The 16,263-nt window shown below is 64.7% G+C and carries 15 protein-coding genes; 4 read left to right on the forward strand and 11 right to left on the reverse strand.

Translation table 11 applies throughout. The annotated features are described in order from the left end of the window. Positions 1-13: 13 nt before the first annotated feature. From DPM35_RS09645 to DPM35_RS09660, 4 genes are all read left to right on the forward strand, one after another. Positions 14-2,137: an ABC transporter permease gene (locus DPM35_RS09645; RefSeq protein ID WP_112127012.1), complete on the forward strand. Its 2,124-nt coding sequence runs from the start codon at positions 14-16 to the stop codon at positions 2,135-2,137. Beyond that, positions 2,134-3,189 (forward strand): SMP-30/gluconolactonase/LRE family protein, encoded by a 1,056-nt coding sequence (locus DPM35_RS09650; protein ID WP_112127013.1) that lies wholly within the window; start codon positions 2,134-2,136, stop codon positions 3,187-3,189. Before DPM35_RS09645 ends, DPM35_RS09650 begins: the two co-directional genes overlap by 4 nt. Further along, positions 3,189-4,685: a sugar ABC transporter ATP-binding protein gene (locus DPM35_RS09655; RefSeq protein ID WP_112127014.1), complete on the forward strand. Its 1,497-nt coding sequence runs from the start codon at positions 3,189-3,191 to the stop codon at positions 4,683-4,685. The genes DPM35_RS09650 and DPM35_RS09655 overlap by 1 nt, the downstream gene beginning before the upstream one ends. Before the next feature lie 395 nt (positions 4,686-5,080). Continuing rightward, positions 5,081-5,488, forward strand: a complete 408-nt coding sequence (locus tag DPM35_RS09660; protein WP_112127015.1) for a carboxymuconolactone decarboxylase family protein — start codon at positions 5,081-5,083, stop codon at positions 5,486-5,488. A gap of 211 nt (positions 5,489-5,699) precedes the next feature. Here the strand turns inward: DPM35_RS09660 and DPM35_RS09665 are convergent, their stop codons facing one another. From DPM35_RS09665 to DPM35_RS09715, 11 genes are all read right to left on the reverse strand, one after another. Beyond that, positions 5,700-6,587: an amidohydrolase family protein gene (locus DPM35_RS09665; RefSeq protein ID WP_181591980.1), complete on the reverse strand. Its 888-nt coding sequence runs from the start codon at positions 6,585-6,587 to the stop codon at positions 5,700-5,702. After that, positions 6,587-7,579, reverse strand: a complete 993-nt coding sequence (locus DPM35_RS09670) for a vWA domain-containing protein (RefSeq protein WP_245431491.1) — start codon at positions 7,577-7,579, stop codon at positions 6,587-6,589. The genes DPM35_RS09665 and DPM35_RS09670 overlap by 1 nt, the downstream gene beginning before the upstream one ends. A gap of 272 nt (positions 7,580-7,851) precedes the next feature. Then, a complete protein-coding gene (locus DPM35_RS09675; protein WP_112127018.1) occupies positions 7,852-8,733 on the reverse strand; it encodes an AAA family ATPase in 882 nt (293 codons plus the stop codon). A 7-nt stretch (positions 8,734-8,740) separates the two neighbouring features. After that, a complete protein-coding gene (locus DPM35_RS33100) occupies positions 8,741-9,745 on the reverse strand; it encodes a xanthine dehydrogenase family protein molybdopterin-binding subunit (RefSeq protein WP_112127019.1) in 1,005 nt (334 codons plus the stop codon). A 1-nt stretch (position 9,746) separates the two neighbouring features. Next, positions 9,747-11,114 (reverse strand): xanthine dehydrogenase family protein molybdopterin-binding subunit, encoded by a 1,368-nt coding sequence (locus tag DPM35_RS33105; protein ID WP_112127020.1) that lies wholly within the window; start codon positions 11,112-11,114, stop codon positions 9,747-9,749. Between the two features lie 11 nt (positions 11,115-11,125). After that, positions 11,126-11,608, reverse strand: a complete 483-nt coding sequence (locus tag DPM35_RS09690; protein WP_112127021.1) for a (2Fe-2S)-binding protein — start codon at positions 11,606-11,608, stop codon at positions 11,126-11,128. Positions 11,609-11,666: 58 nt separating this feature from the next. Next, positions 11,667-12,461, reverse strand: coding sequence for an FAD binding domain-containing protein (locus DPM35_RS09695; protein ID WP_112127022.1), 795 nt, complete (start codon positions 12,459-12,461; stop codon positions 11,667-11,669). A gap of 12 nt (positions 12,462-12,473) precedes the next feature. Next, entirely contained in the window at positions 12,474-12,917 is a 444-nt protein-coding gene (locus tag DPM35_RS09700) for an SRPBCC family protein (RefSeq protein ID WP_112127023.1), read from the reverse strand. Positions 12,918-13,022: 105 nt separating this feature from the next. Continuing rightward, the gene (locus DPM35_RS09705; RefSeq protein ID WP_112127024.1) at positions 13,023-13,850 is read right to left on the reverse strand and encodes an AraC family transcriptional regulator; all 828 of its coding nucleotides are present in this window, start codon (positions 13,848-13,850) and stop codon (positions 13,023-13,025) included. Between the two features lie 311 nt (positions 13,851-14,161). Then, a complete protein-coding gene (locus DPM35_RS09710) occupies positions 14,162-15,160 on the reverse strand; it encodes an ABC transporter permease (protein WP_042637227.1) in 999 nt (332 codons plus the stop codon). Between the two features lie 42 nt (positions 15,161-15,202). Beyond that, positions 15,203-15,946, reverse strand: coding sequence for an ATP-binding cassette domain-containing protein (locus tag DPM35_RS09715; RefSeq protein WP_112127130.1), 744 nt, complete (start codon positions 15,944-15,946; stop codon positions 15,203-15,205). Positions 15,947-16,263 lie beyond the last annotated feature (317 nt).

The raw sequence follows: 16,263 nt of genomic DNA on the forward strand, positions 1-16,263 counted from the left end.
ACAGCAGCAGCCGATGACTTTTCGTGAACGCCTTCAGGCCTGGCGCTACAATCTCGTGCCCGATCATCTGGTCGGGGAGATCCTGACCAAGCGCTGGACCGACAATGCCATACCGTTCCTGGCGCTGGTGGCGACGCTCGGCGTGTTCGGCTCGATTATTCCGGGCTTCTTCAAGCTCAATTCGCTGCAGGAATCGACCCGCCAATTGGGCGAGTTCTCGCTGGTGGTCATCGGCATGACCGTGGTGATGCTGGGCGGCGGCATCGACCTCTCGGTCGGCTCGATCTTCGCGCTGTCCTGCTTTTCCGCCGTCTATGTCTTCTTCATCCTTGAGCAGTCGATCTGGCTGGCCCTGGCCGCGGCTTGGGCCACCGGGCTTATCTTCGGTGCCATCAACGGCTATCTCGTCGGCTATCTCAGGCTGCGCGCCTTTCTCACCACGCTGGTCACCTTCATCTTTGGGCGCGCGCTGTTCGACATACTGGTCAGCACCTATGCCGCCGACGTGCAGCTTTCCCAGGCCTCGTCCGACGTGCTCGATTTCATCGGCGACGGCACGTTCTGGGGCCTGTCGGTTTCGGTTTGGCTGGCCGTCATCCTCGCCATCGTCACGCATATCGCGCTGACGCGCTCGCGGCCGGGCTGGCATGTGCTCGCGGTCGGCGGCTCGCGGCGCTCGGCGCATAATGCCGGCATCCGCGTGCGCCGCACCGTCTTCATGACCTATGTCTTTTCCGGTTTCTGCTCATCGATCGGCGGGTTCCTCATCGCCTGCCGGCTGAGCGGGGCGGGCCCGGGCACCGGCCTCAATCTCGAAATCATGGCGCTGACGGCGGCGGTGGTCGGCGGCGTCAGCCTCGGCGGCGGACGCGGCTCGGTGGTCAAGGGCCTGATGGGCGCCATCATTGTTCTTACCATGACCAATGGCCTGATCCGGCTCGGCTACGGCACCGGCACTAATCAGATGGTGCTCGGCATCCTGCTTGCGGTCGCCGTCACCATCGACATCCGCTGGCTGAAGAACCGCCACAAGGTGCTGAACGAGGTCTATGTCGCGCCGGTCTATCTCAAGATGGGCGAGACGCAATCGGCCGCGCCCGGCTCCGGCACGCCTTACGAGCTCGACAACCGGCTGTCGGCGGCGGACCATATCGGGCTCGGCGAGTTGGAAGGTCCGGAAGACGTCATCCTCGACCGCGACGATCATCTTTATTGCGGCACGCGTCACGGTGAGATCGTCCGTTTCTTCGCGCCTGACTACAAGCGCTCGGAAGTCTTTGCCCATATCGGCGGCTTTCCGCTGGGCTTGGCCTTCGACAGGCAAGGCAATCTGATCAGCTGCGTCGGCGCCATGGGGCTCTATTCGGTCTCGCCGGACCGCGAGGTGAAGCGCCTCTCGGCCGAGACGTCGCGCTCCTGGACGTCGATCGTCGACGATGCGCGCCTGCGCGACCCGAACGATTGCGACATCGCGCCGGACGGGCGCATCTATTTCACGGACTCAACCAAGCGCTACGATGCCCATGACTGGGCGCTGGATTCGATCGAGAACCGCGCCACCGGACGTCTGCTGGTCTACGATCCGAAGGACGGATCGACAAAGACGCTGCTCGACGGCTATCGCTACACCAACGGGGTCTGCATGGCGCATGACGGCAAGTCGCTGTTCTTCGCCGAAAGCTGGGCCTGCCGCGTGCATCGCTACTGGCTGGAAGGGCCGAAGGCCGGCACCGCCGAATGCGTCATCCGCGACATGCCGGGCTATCCCGACAACATCAACCGCGCCTCCGACGGCAATTACTGGATGGCCTGGCTCGGCATGCGCACGCCGAGCTTCGACCTGTCGCTGCGCCATCCCGACATGCGCAAGCGCATGACGCGGCGCCTGCCGCAGGACGAATGGCTGTTTCCCAACATCAACACCGGCGGCGTGGTGAAGTTCAACGAGACGGGCGGCATCGTCGAGACCCTCGGCGATCTGTCGGGCGCGGCGCATCCGATGGTCACGTCCATGCGCGAGCACAAGGGCTATCTGTTCGTCGGCGGCATCCTCAACAACCGCATCGGCCGCTATAAGATTTCGGGCGCCGACCCGAACTGGACGAGCCCCGCTTCCTATTGGGGAGCGAAGGCATGATCCTCGATCCGATCCTGGATGTCTTCCGCGGCAAGGCGGTCACCATCCCGCCGCTCGACGGCGCCTTCCGTCCCAACACGCGGCTGGACGACGCGCCCGCCTTCGCCGAGCTGCCAGAACCGGACAATCTGCTGACGGCCGAAGGCCGGCTGCTCGTCTCCAGCGGCAATGCCGTCTTGGCGGTCGCGGCGGGTTCCGAACCGGCTGTGGTCGAGACGTTCCAGTCTCCAGTCACCGCGCTGGCGCTATCGCCCACCGGCGAACTGACCGTCGGGCTGGAAAACGGCAAGCTGCTCATTGCCGGCAAGGAGGTTTCGCTGCCTGCCGAATTAAGGTGCATCACCGCGCTTGCCTATGCCGGTGACGGCACGCTGTGGCTGGCCAACGGTTCGGCACAGCACCTGCCTTCGCAATGGGCGGCCGACCTGATGAAGAAGGGCGCGTCCGGGTCGCTGTGGCGGTGCGAGCCGGGGGGTATCGGCTTCCAGCGGATCGCCGGCGACGTCGCCTTTCCCTATGGGCTTCACCCGATCGGCAACGACGTGCTGGTAAGCGAAAGCTGGCGCCACCAGCTTGTCCGCTTCGACGGTGCGAGCGGAAACCGGTCGACGGTGCTGACGCATCTGCCCGGCTATCCCGCGCGGCTTTCGCCGGCCGGCGACGGTGGCGCTTGGCTGACGCTGTTTGCGCCGCGCAACCGGCTGATCGAATTCGTGCTGCAGGAAACGCATTATCGCCAGGACATGATCGACCAGGTGCCGCCGGCCTATTGGATCGCGCCGGCGCTGGCTTCCAACCGCAGCTTCCTCGAGCCGCTGCAATGCGGCAGCATCCGCACCATGGGCATCCACAAGCCGTGGTCGCCCAGCCGCTCCTACGGGCTCGTCGTGAAACTCGACCGGACCCTGCAGCCGCAGTTCAGCCTGCACAGCCGCGCCAACGGCACACGCCACGGCATCTGCAGCGTTGCCGAACGGGACGGCCGCCTGTTCGTCGCCTCGAAGGGCGGCGACTGCGTGCTGGCGCTCGACGCAATCACGGGAGGTTTCTGATGGAACCGATCGTCCGTCTGGAAAACGTCACCAAGACCTATCGCGGCGTGCCTGCGGTGAAGAATGTCACGTTCGATCTGAGGAAAGGCGAGATCCACGCCTTGCTCGGCGAGAACGGCGCCGGCAAGTCGACGCTGACCAAGATCATCGCCGGCGTCGTCGACGCGACTTCGGGCAAGATGTTCCACAAGGGCGTCGAGACGGCTTACGCCTCGCCGCATGCAGCACTTGAAGCCGGCATCGCCATGGTGTTCCAAGAGACCAGCCTGGTGCCGTCGATGACGGTGGCGCAAAACCTCTATCTCGGCACCGAGAAATTCCTCAACCGGCTGCGCGGCACCTACATCTCGGCGCAGCAATTCCTGCAGTCGCTGAATTTTCCGGTCGACCCGAATGCGATGGTGGCGACGCTCGGCGCCGCCAAGCGGCAAATGGTCGAGATCGCGCGCGCCGTCCACCACAATGCCGAGATCATCATCTTCGACGAGCCGACGGCGACGCTGACGCCGGAGGAGAAGCGCCATTTCTTCGCGCTGATCCGCCGGCTGAAAGCGCGCGGCGTCTCCATCGTCTTTATCAGCCACGCGCTGGAAGAGGCGCTGATGATCGCCGACCGCATCACTATCCTGCGCGACGGCGAACTGGTGATCACCGACGAGACCTCGGCCTTCGACCGCGACAGGATCGTCGCCGCCATGGTCGGTCGCTCGCTGTCGGGGCAGATCTACCGCCAACGCGACGAGGCGAAATTGCGCAAGGCCGGCAAGAAAGTGCTCTCGGTGCAGGACATCTCGATGAGCAACATCGTGCGCAACAATTCCTTCTCGATCTTCGAGGGCCAGATCACCGGCGTGTTCGGGCTGATCGGCTCGGGGCGCACCGAGACGTTCAAGATCGTGTCGGGCATCTACAAACGTGATTTCCTGCGCGGCGGCGCGATCGAGCTGGACGACAGGCCGGTGCGCTATCTGGTGCCGGCCGAAGCGGTGGCCGACGGCATCGTCTATGTCACCGAGGACCGCAAGAGCGAAGGCATCTTCGAGACAATGGGCATCGCGGAGAACCTGTTCGGCGGCTTGCTCGCCGCCGGCCGCGAAAAGGCCTGGGTGATCAACCAGCAGGAGATGCGGCAGCTTTCCGCCGAATGGACGAAGACGCTCAACATCAAGGCGATCAACGACAATGCGCGCGTGGTCGAACTCTCCGGCGGCAACCAGCAGAAGGTGGTGATCGGCAAGGGCCTGGTGCAGAAGCCGCGCATTGTCATCTTCGACGAGCCGACGCGCGGCGTCGATGTCGGCGCCATCGCCGAGATCCACCAGATCATCAACCGGCTGGCCGACGAGGGGCTCACCGTGGTCGTCATCTCGTCCTACCTGCCGGAGATCATGAACCTGTCGGACCGCATCCTGGTCTGCCGCCAGGGCCGCATCGTGGAGGAGTTCTCGCCGGCGGAGGCGACGGAGGAGAAGATCATGTATGCGGCGGTGCACTAGGGTGCGTGGCGCCGGCGGATGATCGCGCGGTTGGATCGAACACCCTTGGAGATTGGCCGAGGGGCTTGTCATGTCGTCATCCACGGGCGGAGCAAGGAGCGAAGCGACGCGCGCAGACCCGAGGATCCATTCCGTTACCTTTGCCGTGGAACGCAGCGGTCCAGAATTCTGCTCCGCTGCACCCTTTGCGCGAGGTCATGGGATGGATTCTAGGGTCTGCGCGCGTCGCTTCGCTCCTTGCTCCGCCCTAGAATGACGATGCTGAGGCGCTTCGACCAACCTCGCGGCCATGTGTTGTTTTGAGCTAAAACTGAATCGAAAAAACGGGTTAGCCGTCTATGCGCAACCCTTGATTCAACGAATTCGACGAACGATTCAAACGAAAGGACCAAACCATGGCCACCACAAAGCTTCTTACCGATGCCGAGGTCGAAAGGATCCCGGCGGTGAAGGCCGTGTTCGACGATATCCGCGCGACGCGGAAGTCCGATTTCGTCAACAATTTCTGGCGTGGGCTGGCCAATGATCCGGCGTCGCTGAAGCGGGTTTGGGAGCAGCTCAAGACGGTGATGGTGACCGACAGCGCAATCGATCCGCTGACCAAGGAAATGATTTATATCGCCGTCTCGACCGCCAATGGCTGTTCCTACTGCATCCACTCGCATACGGCCGCAGCGCGGGCCAAGGGCATGACCGACGCGCAGCATGGTGAGCTGGTTTCGATCATCGGGCTGGCCGGGCAGACGAACCATCTGGTAACGGCGATGCAGATTCCGCTCGATCCGCAGTTCGAGGTGAAGTGAGGCGCAGGATTTCCCTTCTCCCCTTGTGGGAGAAGGTGGCCGAGCGAAGCTCGGACGGATGAGGGGTGTTCCAGCGGAGTGAGGCGCTGACGATCTAAAATGCTGAAAGCATTTGATTTTTGCGACACCTCATTCCTTCCATCACCCCTCATCCGTCTCGGCGCTGCGCGCCGATCCACCTTCTCCCACAAGGGGAGAAGGAGAGGCTGCGCTACACCGGCCTGTAAACCCTCTCCGCCGTGTTCCAGAAGATGTCCGCCTCCGCTTTCGCGCCGTGCCTTGCGACCGCTGCCCGGTGCGCCTTGATCAGTTCGGCATGGCTGGTCCAGAGCTTCTCGATCGGGAAGTTCGAGCCGAACATCAGCCGGTCGCTGCCGAGGATTTCGATCGTGTTGTCGACGATGTAGGCGATGAGCTCCGGGTCGTTGCGGTGCACGAACGTGCCGAGGCCCGACAGCTTGGCGTAGAAATTCGGCGCTGCCGCCAGCGTGCGCAGGCCCGTCTTCCACGCTTCGGTGGTTTCAGGTTCCATGCCGGTCAGCATGCCGGCATGGGTGAGGATGAAGTTGGTCTCAGGGTTTTCGCCGACGAGCGTCAGGCCGTCCTTCATCTGCGCGGGAAAAAGCTGCAGGTCGAAGGAGAGGCCGTAATCCTTGAGCCGCGCCACGTTCTTCCGCACCTTCGGATCGATCACCTGGTCGGCCGAGGCGGCGAAGCGGAACGCGGGCGTCTCGTGCCAGTGCAACTGCATGCGCACGCCGCGCAGCAGTTTGTATTTCATCAGCCGGTCGATCTGCGGGCGGACGTCGTCGACCGTCATGTCGGCATAGCCGACGATGGCGTGCGGCCAGCCGATCTCGTCGGCGGTCTTCTGCAGGAAGGCGACTTCCTTCTCGAAATCCTCCTTCGCCCAGTTGGTCTGGACGTAGACGGCCTTCTCGACGCCCGAGCCTTTCTGGTCTTCGAGGAATTCCGTGATCGGGTAGTCGCGGCGGATCGGCTCGTAGGGGCCGAAGATGCGCGGCACCATCGGGCCGACCAGCCAGGGCTGATCCTTCTGGCGCCAGATGTGGAAATGCGCGTCGATGGCTTTCTGCATCACGATACCCTTTTCCAGATGGTCCCGGCCGCCGGGGCCGGGCGGGCGAGCGACAGGATGAAATCCGTCAGACTCGTCAGCGAGGAGCCGTCAACCAGATCGTCGAGCACCGGCAGGATTGCACGCAGTGCCGACGTCGCCGGGCGAAAGCGCGGATCGCCGGCGAGCGGGGTCGCCAGCGAGAGCCGGAAGGCGCGGGCTCTGAAGCGGCGCATCGCGATCTCCAGTTCGGCATGGCTGCCGCGTTCCAGCCCGTCGGACAGCACGACGACGCAGGCACCGCGCGCGAAGGCGGAAAAGCGCGGCACCGACAGGAAGGCGAGCAATGTCGGTCCCATGCGGGTGCCGCCGTCCCAATCATCGACGAGCGCCGCGGCGCGGGCGAGCGCCTGCTCGCGGTTGCGGATGCGGAGCGCCGAGGTGATGCGGGTGAGGCGCGTGCCGAAGGTGAAGACTTCCGCGCTGTCCGCGCCTTGCACCGCAGCATGTGCCAGCTTGAGATAGTCGGCGGTGTGCAGCTTCATCGAGCCGGAGACATCGATGAGCAGAAGCAGTTTTCGCGGCACGGCCTGCCGGCGGCGAAGTTGCGGGGAGGGTATGTCGCCGTCCGCACTGACGATTTCGCTGAGCGAGCGCCGCAAGTCGAGCGTGCCGCGCGAGCGAGTGCGCGCGGTGCGGAAGGAACGGCGCGCGGGCAGGGCGGAAGCGAGCTTGCGGCGGAACTGGCCGAGACCATCGGCGTCGCCCGGGAAATCGCGGCTGCTCAGCTGCTCGAGTGCCGAGGACAGCTCGCCGCCTTTCTCCTGGCCGACGGTTTGATTTTCCTCCGCGCGCGCGCCGCGATCGTCCTTGACGCGGGTCTCGTCCTCTTCGCCTTCGATTGAAGGCTTGGCGTCGCCGTAGAAATAGGCGCGGAAATGCGCCTCGAATTCGCCGCGACGGTCGGGCGAGGATGCCAGTATCGCGAGAGCTGCCTCGCGGATGTCGTTCATCGAGCGTGGGCCAAGCAGACTCACCGCCTGCATGAAGCTGGTGATTTGTTCGGGAGCGATGGCGAAGGCGTGATCACGGAGCAAACGGGCGAAGCCGAGGAAAGGTGCGGTGGCAGGGGGTAAGCTTTCCTCTCCCCGTTTACGGGGAGAGGATGCCGGCAGGCAGGTGAGGGGCAGCGCCAAGTTCTGCCCAGCATGGCGCTGCCCCTCATCCGCCCCTTCGGGGCACCTTCTCCCCGTGAACGGGGAGAAGGGATTGTCGAGGTCGCGCATCACCCCAGCGCCTCGTCGACGATCCTTCCGAGCTCCGGCGCGATCGCGGACAAATCCTCTTCGTCCTTGATCAGCACGCCGATGGCGCGGCGGAAAGCTTCGGGCCACGGACTGCCGCCCTTTTCGAGGATGGTGGCGGCATTCGCCCACTCGACCGCTTCGGCTATGCCCGGCGGCTTGGCGAGAGGCCGCGCCCGGATTTCCTGCACGGCATTCGCCACGGCGCGGGCGGTCGCCTCCGCGACATCGCCCGAGCGCAGCATGATGATCTCGGCCTCGCGCCGGGCGTCGGGGTAGCCGATCCAGTGGTAGACGCAGCGTCTGCGTAGCGCCTCGGCCAGCTCGCGCGTGCGGTTCGAAGTCAGGATGACGATTGGCTGCGTTGCGGCGCGGATCGTGCCGCGCTCCGGAATGCTGATCTGGAAGTCGGAGAGGAATTCGAGCAGCAGCGCCTCGAATTCGTGGTCCGAGCGGTCGATCTCGTCGACCAGCAGCACGCGCCGTTCCGGCGCCCGCAAAACCTGCAGCAGCGGCCGGGCGATCAGGAAGCGGTCATCATAGATGTCGATCTCGTGCTCGCCGGCATGGCGGATGGCGAGCAGCTGCCGCTGATAGTTCCATTCGTAAAGCGCATGCCCGGCGTCGATGCCTTCATAACATTGCAGCCGCACCAGCTCGCGGCCGAGCAATTCGGCGACAGCCTTGGCGGCCTCGGTCTTGCCGACGCCCGGCGCGCCTTCGAGCAGCAGCGGCTTGCCGAGCCGGATCGCCAGGAAGATCGCGGTCGCAAGGCTGTCGTCGGCCAGGTAACGCGAGGCGACAAGGCGCGCGGCTATCGCCTCCGGCGAAGCCGCGACAGCAACGGCATCGGCGTTTGCCATCGTCCCCTCAGCCCGCGGCCTGCGCCTTCAGCGCACGCAGGATGCGCTCGGGCGTGATCGGCAGCGTATCGATGCGGACGCCGACCGCGTCGAACACGGCGTTGGCGACGGCCGGGATCTGCGGGTTGGCGCACATCTCGCCCGGACCCTTGGCGCCGAACGGTCCGTCGGCGGAGGGGCGCTCAAGCACGATGATTTCGGTCTGCGCCAAATCGCCGGGGCCGGGCATCAGATACTGGTTGAAGTCGGTGCCGCCATGGTCACGGTTCGGATAATAGGGCTCCGTCGTCTCGTAGAGCGCGTGGCTGATGCCCATCCAGGAGCCGCCGACGAGTTGCTGCTCGACCATCTTCGGGTTGAGCGCGCGGCCGATCTCGAAGACGTTCTTTACCGTCAACACCGTCACTTCACCGGTCTCGTCGTCGACCTCGACCTCTGCCACCGTGCAGGCATGCGCGTAGCAGGTGGAGGGCTTCATCGCGCCGGTTTCCTTCTCCGGATAGGAGCGCGGGATCAGGAACATGCCGCGGCCCGAGATCGAGCGGCCGCGCTTGAAATGCGCCGACAGCGCGACATCGAAGATCGAGATCGATTTCTGCGGCGCGCCCTTCACCTGTATGTTGCCCTGGCCGTCGGTCTCGAGGTCGGAGGCGTTCACCTCCAGCTCCTCGGCCGCCACTTCCAGCATCACCTGGCGGGCCTCCTTGGCCGCCTGGATGACGGCGTTGCCTGCGCGGTGCGTGCCGCGCGAGGCGAAGGTGCCCATACAATGCGGACCGGTGTCGGTGTCGGCGGTGTCGATGATGACGCGGTCGGTCGGCACGCCGATCGTCTCGGCGCAGATCTGCGCCATGATCTGCTTCATGCCCTGGCCGAGGTCGACGCTGGAGAGGGTGACCATGAAATTGCCGGTCGGCGTCGAATGCACCAGCGCCTGGGTCGGGTCGCCGCCGAGGTTCATGCCGGTCGGATAGTTGATCGCGGCGACGCCGCGTCCACGCCGGATCGCCATCTCAGGCTCCCTTCCTGTAGGAGGACATTGCCATGTATTTCTCCGCCACCGGCCAGTTGGCGGCGCGCGAAGCTTCCTGCATGCATTCGATCAGCGCCGCACCCTCGGTCGGCTGGCGATGCGCTTTCATGTCGCCGTCGCGATAGGCGTTGACGAAGCGGAATTCGAGCGGGTCCATGCCGATCAACCGCGCCAGCTTGTCCATCTGCACCTCCAGCGCGAAGTCGCCGATGGTTACGCCGAAGCCGCGCATGGCGGAGGAGGGGGTGCGGTTGGTGTAGACGCAATAGGTGTCGATCCAGACATTCGGGATCGTATAGGGCCCGGGATAATGGGCGGCGCCCTTCTGCGCGCCATAGGGCGAGTGGCGCGAATAGGCGCCGGCATCGGTGTAGCCGGTCACCTTGCGCGCGACGATGCGGCCGTCCCTCATCACGCCGTCCTTGATGACGACCTTCTCGGCCGCGCGCGGCGAGGAGATCTGCATCTCCTCCTCGCGGCTGTAGACGAAGGAGACCGGGCGTCCCGTCAGCTTGGCGCCGAGGATGGCGATCGGCTCGACAATGACGTCGACCTTGCCGCCAAAACCGCCGCCGACCGTGCCGCCGACGAAATGCAGCTTCGAGCCCGGCATCTGCAAGATGATCGAGGTGTTGTCGAGGGTGAAGAACATCGCCTGCGTGTTGGTGTAGCAGGTGAAGCGGTCATTGCCTTCAGGCGCCACCACGCAGCCCGTTGTCTCGGTCGGCGCGTGCTCGATCGGCGAGGACTGGTAGGATTGTTCCAGAATGTGGTCGGCCTGGGCAAAGCCTGCCTCGACGTCGCCGAAGCGCACCTTGCGGCACTCGCCGCTGTCATAGAGATAGTAGTTCTGGCCGTGATACTCGTTGACCAAAGGCGCGCCGGGCTTCACAGCCTCCTCCATGTCGAAGACTGCGGGTAGCACCTCATAGTCGACCTTGACCTTGGCGGCGGCCTCCTGCGCGGCGCGCTCGGTCTCGGCCAGCACCGCCACTACGGCCTCGCCCTTCCAGCGCACCTTGCCGTCGGCAAGCACGGTTTCGTCCTCGGGACCGATCTGGATCAGGATCAGGATTGTGTAGACATTGTGAGGCACGTCCCTGGCGGTCAGCACGCGCACGACGCCCGGATGCTTCTCCGCCTCGGACGTATCGATGGAACGGATGCGGGCGTGATGGTGCGGGCTGCGCACCATCTTCAGATGCAGCATGCCCGGGAAGTTCCGGTCGGCGAAATAGGCGGTCTTGCCGGTCACGTGTCCCGGCGAATCGAGCCGTGGGCGCGGCTGGCCGATCTCATGCAAGCCGTCCTTGCGGACGTCGGCGAAATAATCCTTACGCAGTTCCATGGCTTGTTTCCTCAGGCGGCGTTCTGCGAGTTGGCGCGCGCGGCCGTCAGCACCGCCTGGATGATCGGCTCATAGCCGGTGCAGCGGCAGATGTTGCCGGACAGCGCCTCGACCACATCCTCGCGGCTGGGATTCGGCGTGCGGTCGAGCAGCACTTTTGCCGCCATGATCATGCCCGGCGTGCAGAAGCCGCATTGCGTGGCGAAGGCATCGAGGAAGGCGCGCTGAAGCGGATGCAGCACGCCGCCCTCGGCGAGGCCGGCGGTCGTCTTGATGTCGGCGCCGCCGCAGGTCTCGGCCAGCGTCAGGCAGGAGAGCCGCAATTCGCCGTCGATGATGACCGAGCAGGCGCCGCAGGTGCCCTGGTGGCAGCCACCTTTCGGCGAGGTGTCGCCGATCTTGTCGCGCAGCGCGTTGAGCAGCGTCGTGCCGCTTTCGACGAATTCGGCCGTTTCCAAGCCGTTGAGCGTAAATTCAACCGGTACTTTCGCCATTTTTCCTCCCTGCGCGCCTTCCCGGATGAACCGAACAGACGCGCGTCCCCACGGATGTTCAACCGAGCAGCAGCCGGCCGAGATGGACCGGCAGCACCTCGGCGCGATACCAGGCGCTGGCGATCGGGTCGGTTATCGGCGCGATGCCTTCGCCCGCGGCGGCCAGCGCCGGCGCGATCTCCCGCGGCGTGAGCTTGCAGCCAAGCAGCGCCTTCTCCGCCGGGGTGGCGCGGATCGGCCGGTCGGCCATGCAGCCCAACGCGATCCGCGCCGAGCTCACCGTGCCGTCAGCGGCAAGTTCCAGAAGCGCGGCGATGCTCAGCACCGAGACGCCCTTCGGCTTGACGCGCGACACTTTCAGGAAGCGGAAACTCTCCGCCTTGGGCAATGCAAAGCCGACACCGGTGACGATGGCGCGGCCGACATCGCGGCCGGCTAGGAAAGTCTCGATCGGCAGCTCGCCGTCTTCGGTGACGACGGTCGCGTCCAGCGCCAGCAGCGCGACGGCGAAATCGCCGTAAGGGGCAGGGGCGAACAGATTGCCGCCGACGGTCGCCATGTTGCGGATCGCCGGCCCGCCAACGGCGCGCGCGGCCGGCGCGAGCGCGACAAGCTCGGGATGGCGTGCGATCGCGGCCATGGTGACCGAGGCGCCGAGCTGGACCTTGCCGCCGGAAACCGCGATCCGCGAGAGGCCGGGATCGGTGACGCGGACAAGGCTGGAGACGGAAACGTCGCCTTCATTGGCCGCGCGGATCACCAGCGTGCCGCCGCCGAGATAGCGCGTGCCTGCGGCCTGCAAGGCGGCATTGGCGTCCTTCACGGTCGAAAAGGTCTGCAGCGCGAGCGACATGGCGCGTTCCCGTCAGTTCTGGCCGGCGAAATGGGCCTTCAGGGCGTTGAAGCCGCCTTGGAAGACATTGGCGCCCATGCCCTCGGCCAGCTTGTCGGCCTCCTCCGGTGCTGCGTCGAAGCTCGCCGTCCATTCGGCATAGGTGCGGTTGCCGTCGGTGACGCGCCGCAATTGCAGCGTCGCCTTGTGATTGGTGAGCGGCTGCGGCGTTTCGAGGATGGAATAGCTGACCAGGAAATTCTCGTCGGAGAAGTCGAGCAGTTTTTCACGCAATGTCGCGCCGCTGACCAGTTTGAAATTGCGCACGCAGCCGATCGTGGTGGCGTCCTTGCCTTCCTCGATGTGGCTCTCCACCATGCGCGGATGCCAGCTTGGCAAGCCGTTGAAATCGCGGATGCGCGCCCAGACCTGCTCGACCGGCGCGTCGATGACGCTGGAAATGGTGACTTTCGCCATAGGCTGGTTCCCTTGCAAAGATCGGGAACAGGCTAAGGCGGCCGACGGGTCGGCGCTTATCAATGCGTCTTGAGTGCGTATCAACCAGTCGGAAAAACAGGCGCCTCAGGCCGTTGCCCGCGCTGCCTCGCGGTAGAGCGTCGGCGGCACGCCGACATGGTCGCGGAAGAAGCGCGAGAAATTGCCCTGGGTGGTGAAGCCGAGATTGCAGGCGACCGAGATCAGCGGTTCCTGCGACCACTGCAGTTGCCGAACGGCTTCCTCCATGCGCAGCGTGTTCCAGTATACGTTCGGCGTCAGGTTGGTCTGTTCCTTGAACAGCGCGAAGAAATGCGGTCGGGAGAGCCCGACCGCACGAGCCACGTCGTCGAACGAGATGCGTTCGCAGACATTGGCCTTCATCAACTGGATCGCCTTGCGGACGCGGAAGTCGAGCATCGTGTTGATGCGCGCACGGGCTATCTGCGGCGACGAAGCATCCGCCGCGTCGAGCACTGAGTCGATGAAACGCTCGATCTCGTAGTTGGCGACGTCATCGATGCTTTCATTGTCGGTGAGGTGATCGAGCAGGTTCGCCGCTGCCTGGTGCAGCCAGGGCTCCAGCGTGATCGCGGCCTGCGTGAACAGCGGTGCCGAGGAGGGCAGGTCGCGGCGCCGGCGCGCCCAATCGGGATCGATGTAGAAGGCGAGGAAGAGGCCGGGCTTGCCGTCATGCGACAGCGCGTGGCTGTGCGGCTGGAACGAATTGATGCCGGCCGCGGTGCCAGGCCCAAGCCGCACCGTCTCGCGGCCGATGGTCATTTCGCCGGCCGTGCCTTCCAGCCAGATGATGAGATGCGCCTCGCCATGGGCATGGGTGACGAAGTCGTTGGCGACATTCAGCACGGAAACATGTCCGAACCGGCCCCAGTAGAGCCTGATCGCGTCCGTCATGGGTATCGTTCCTCCCGCGGGCGACTGGCCTCCCTTCGCCCGCCGGGGAATAGTGCGGCCGGGGCACGGCCCGCGTCAAGGCGGGCAGGCGCGGCAGACCTTGCGCGCAAAGCGCCTGGATGGATTTTCAGACTGAGCGATAGGGGCGGCGACCCTCCTCCCCTTGTTGTGGGAGAAGGTGGCCGCGAAGCGGCCGGATGAGGGGTACTCCAGGGAAAGCCAGCGTCTCACTCCGCTGGAGCACCCCTCATCCGTCTCGGCGCTACGCGCCGATCCACCTTCTCCACAGCGGGAGAAGGAAGAAATAGGCGCTAGTCGCTACGCCTGAAGTTGCGGATGCGGTCGAAGAGCACCGCCAGGATAATCGCGCCGCCGATGAAGGTGCCTTGCCAGAAGGCATTGATGCCAAGCAGGCCGAGGCTGTTGCGGATCACCTCGATCAGGGCGGCGCCGACGATGGCGCCGAGCGCGGTGCCGACGCCGCCGGCGAGATTGGCGCCGCCGATGACGGTGGCGGCGATGACCTGCAGCTCCATGCCGGTGCCGAGATTGGTGGTGACGGCGCCGAGCCAGCCGGTCTGGATGATGCCGGCAAGCCCGGCGGACAGCGCCGAGATCATATAGACGGCGACCTTGATCTGCTTGACGGGAACGCCGGTCAGCGTCGCCGCGTGCTCGTTGCCGCCGATGGCGAAGATGTGCCGGCCGAACTTGGTCCAGCGCAGGATGAAGCCGGTGATCAGCGCCAGGATGATCATGTAGAGCACCGGGTTGGCGATGCCGAAGACCCAGGCGCCGCCGCCCAGTGCCAGGAGCTTCTGGTGGTCCGGCCCGAACTGGAAGACCACGGTGTTGTTCGAGGCGACCATGGCAAGGCTGCGCGCGACCGAGAGCATGCCCAGCGTCACCACGAAAGGCGGAAAGCCGACATAGGCGATGAGCACGCCGTTGAAGGCGCCGATGGCGAGCGCGGTGACGATCGTGGCCAGGATGCCGATCTCGATCGAATAGCCGGCATGCATGGTGACGGCGAGCACCATGGAGCACAGGCAAAGCACCGAGCCGACCGACAGATCGATGCCGCCGGTGATGATGACGAAGGTCATGCCGAGCGCGACGATGGCGACGAAGGTGACGTTGCGGGTGATGTTGAAGAGGTTCTTCGACGTGGCGAAGGAATCGGTCGCGAAGGACAGGAACAGGCAGGCGAGAATGACCGCGATCACCACCCAGAATGTCTGGTTGGCGAGGAGGCGCGACAGGAAGGTGTGCTGCTTCTGCGCGATCGTCTGGTCAAGGGTAACTGCCATTATCGATCTTTCCTGAGGGGTATGACGCCCGAATCCACGCGACTATGCAACCTGTTCGATGGCGCCCGTGATCAGCCCGGTGACCTCCTCGGGCGAACTCGATGCGATTTTCTTGTCGGCAACCTTGCGACCGCGCCGCATGACGATGACGCGGTCGGCGACGTCGAACACGTCGGGCATGCGGTGGCTGATCAGCACAACCGCGATGCCCTGGTCGCGCAGATGGCGGATAAGGTTCAGCACCTCGGCGACCTGCCGGACCGAGATCGCGGCCGTCGGCTCGTCCATCAGCACGATCTTGGCCTGCGACAGCATGGTGCGGGCGATCGCCACCGCCTGGCGCTGGCCGCCCGACATCTGCTTGACCAGGTCGCGCGGCCGCGTTTCGGATTTCAGCTCGGCAAAGAGCTGGCCGGCGCGCTTGTACATCGCGGCGTAATCGAGGATGCGGAACGGGCCGATGCCGCGGCGCAGCTCGCGGCCGAGATAGACGTTTGCCGCGGCCGTCAGATTGTTGCACAGCGCGAGGTCCTGGTGGACGATCTCGATGCCGTGCTGGCGGGCCTCGGCCGGCTTGTGCATGACAATCTCCTTGCCCTCCAGATGCATGGTGCCATGGCTCGGGCGGAAATTGCCGGCGATCATCTTGACCAGCGTCGACTTGCCGGCGCCGTTGTCGCCCATCAGGCCGACGACCTCGCCGGCCTCCAGCGAGAACGAGACGTCGTTGACCGCCTGGATGGCGCCGAAATGTTTCGAGATGTTGGCGAGTTCGAGAACCGACACCAGCCTTAAGCCTCCCCATTTGTTGACGCAGCCTTTCGCCGGGGTCGCCGGCGACGCTTGCGTTCGCCCGTCCATCTCCTCACGAACGGCGCGATACATTCATTTAGGCAAAAGCCGGCAAAGCCGTCAATCAATTGTCAGACGATTAATTTCGAGACTCGACAAAAAATCAGTTTTGTAGGACAAATAGGAATTGACCGTTGGTGAAAAGCCGATATTAGCTAGCCTCGGAGGAATGTTTTGCCCACCGAGCCCGTATGCGGCGGAAAGGGCAAATGGCTTGACGATCAAGGATTCGGTTGCGCCAGTATCGGGGC

The sequence above is a fragment of the Mesorhizobium atlanticum genome, from assembly GCF_003289965.1.
Taxonomy (GTDB): Bacteria; Pseudomonadota; Alphaproteobacteria; order Rhizobiales; family Rhizobiaceae; genus Mesorhizobium; species Mesorhizobium atlanticum.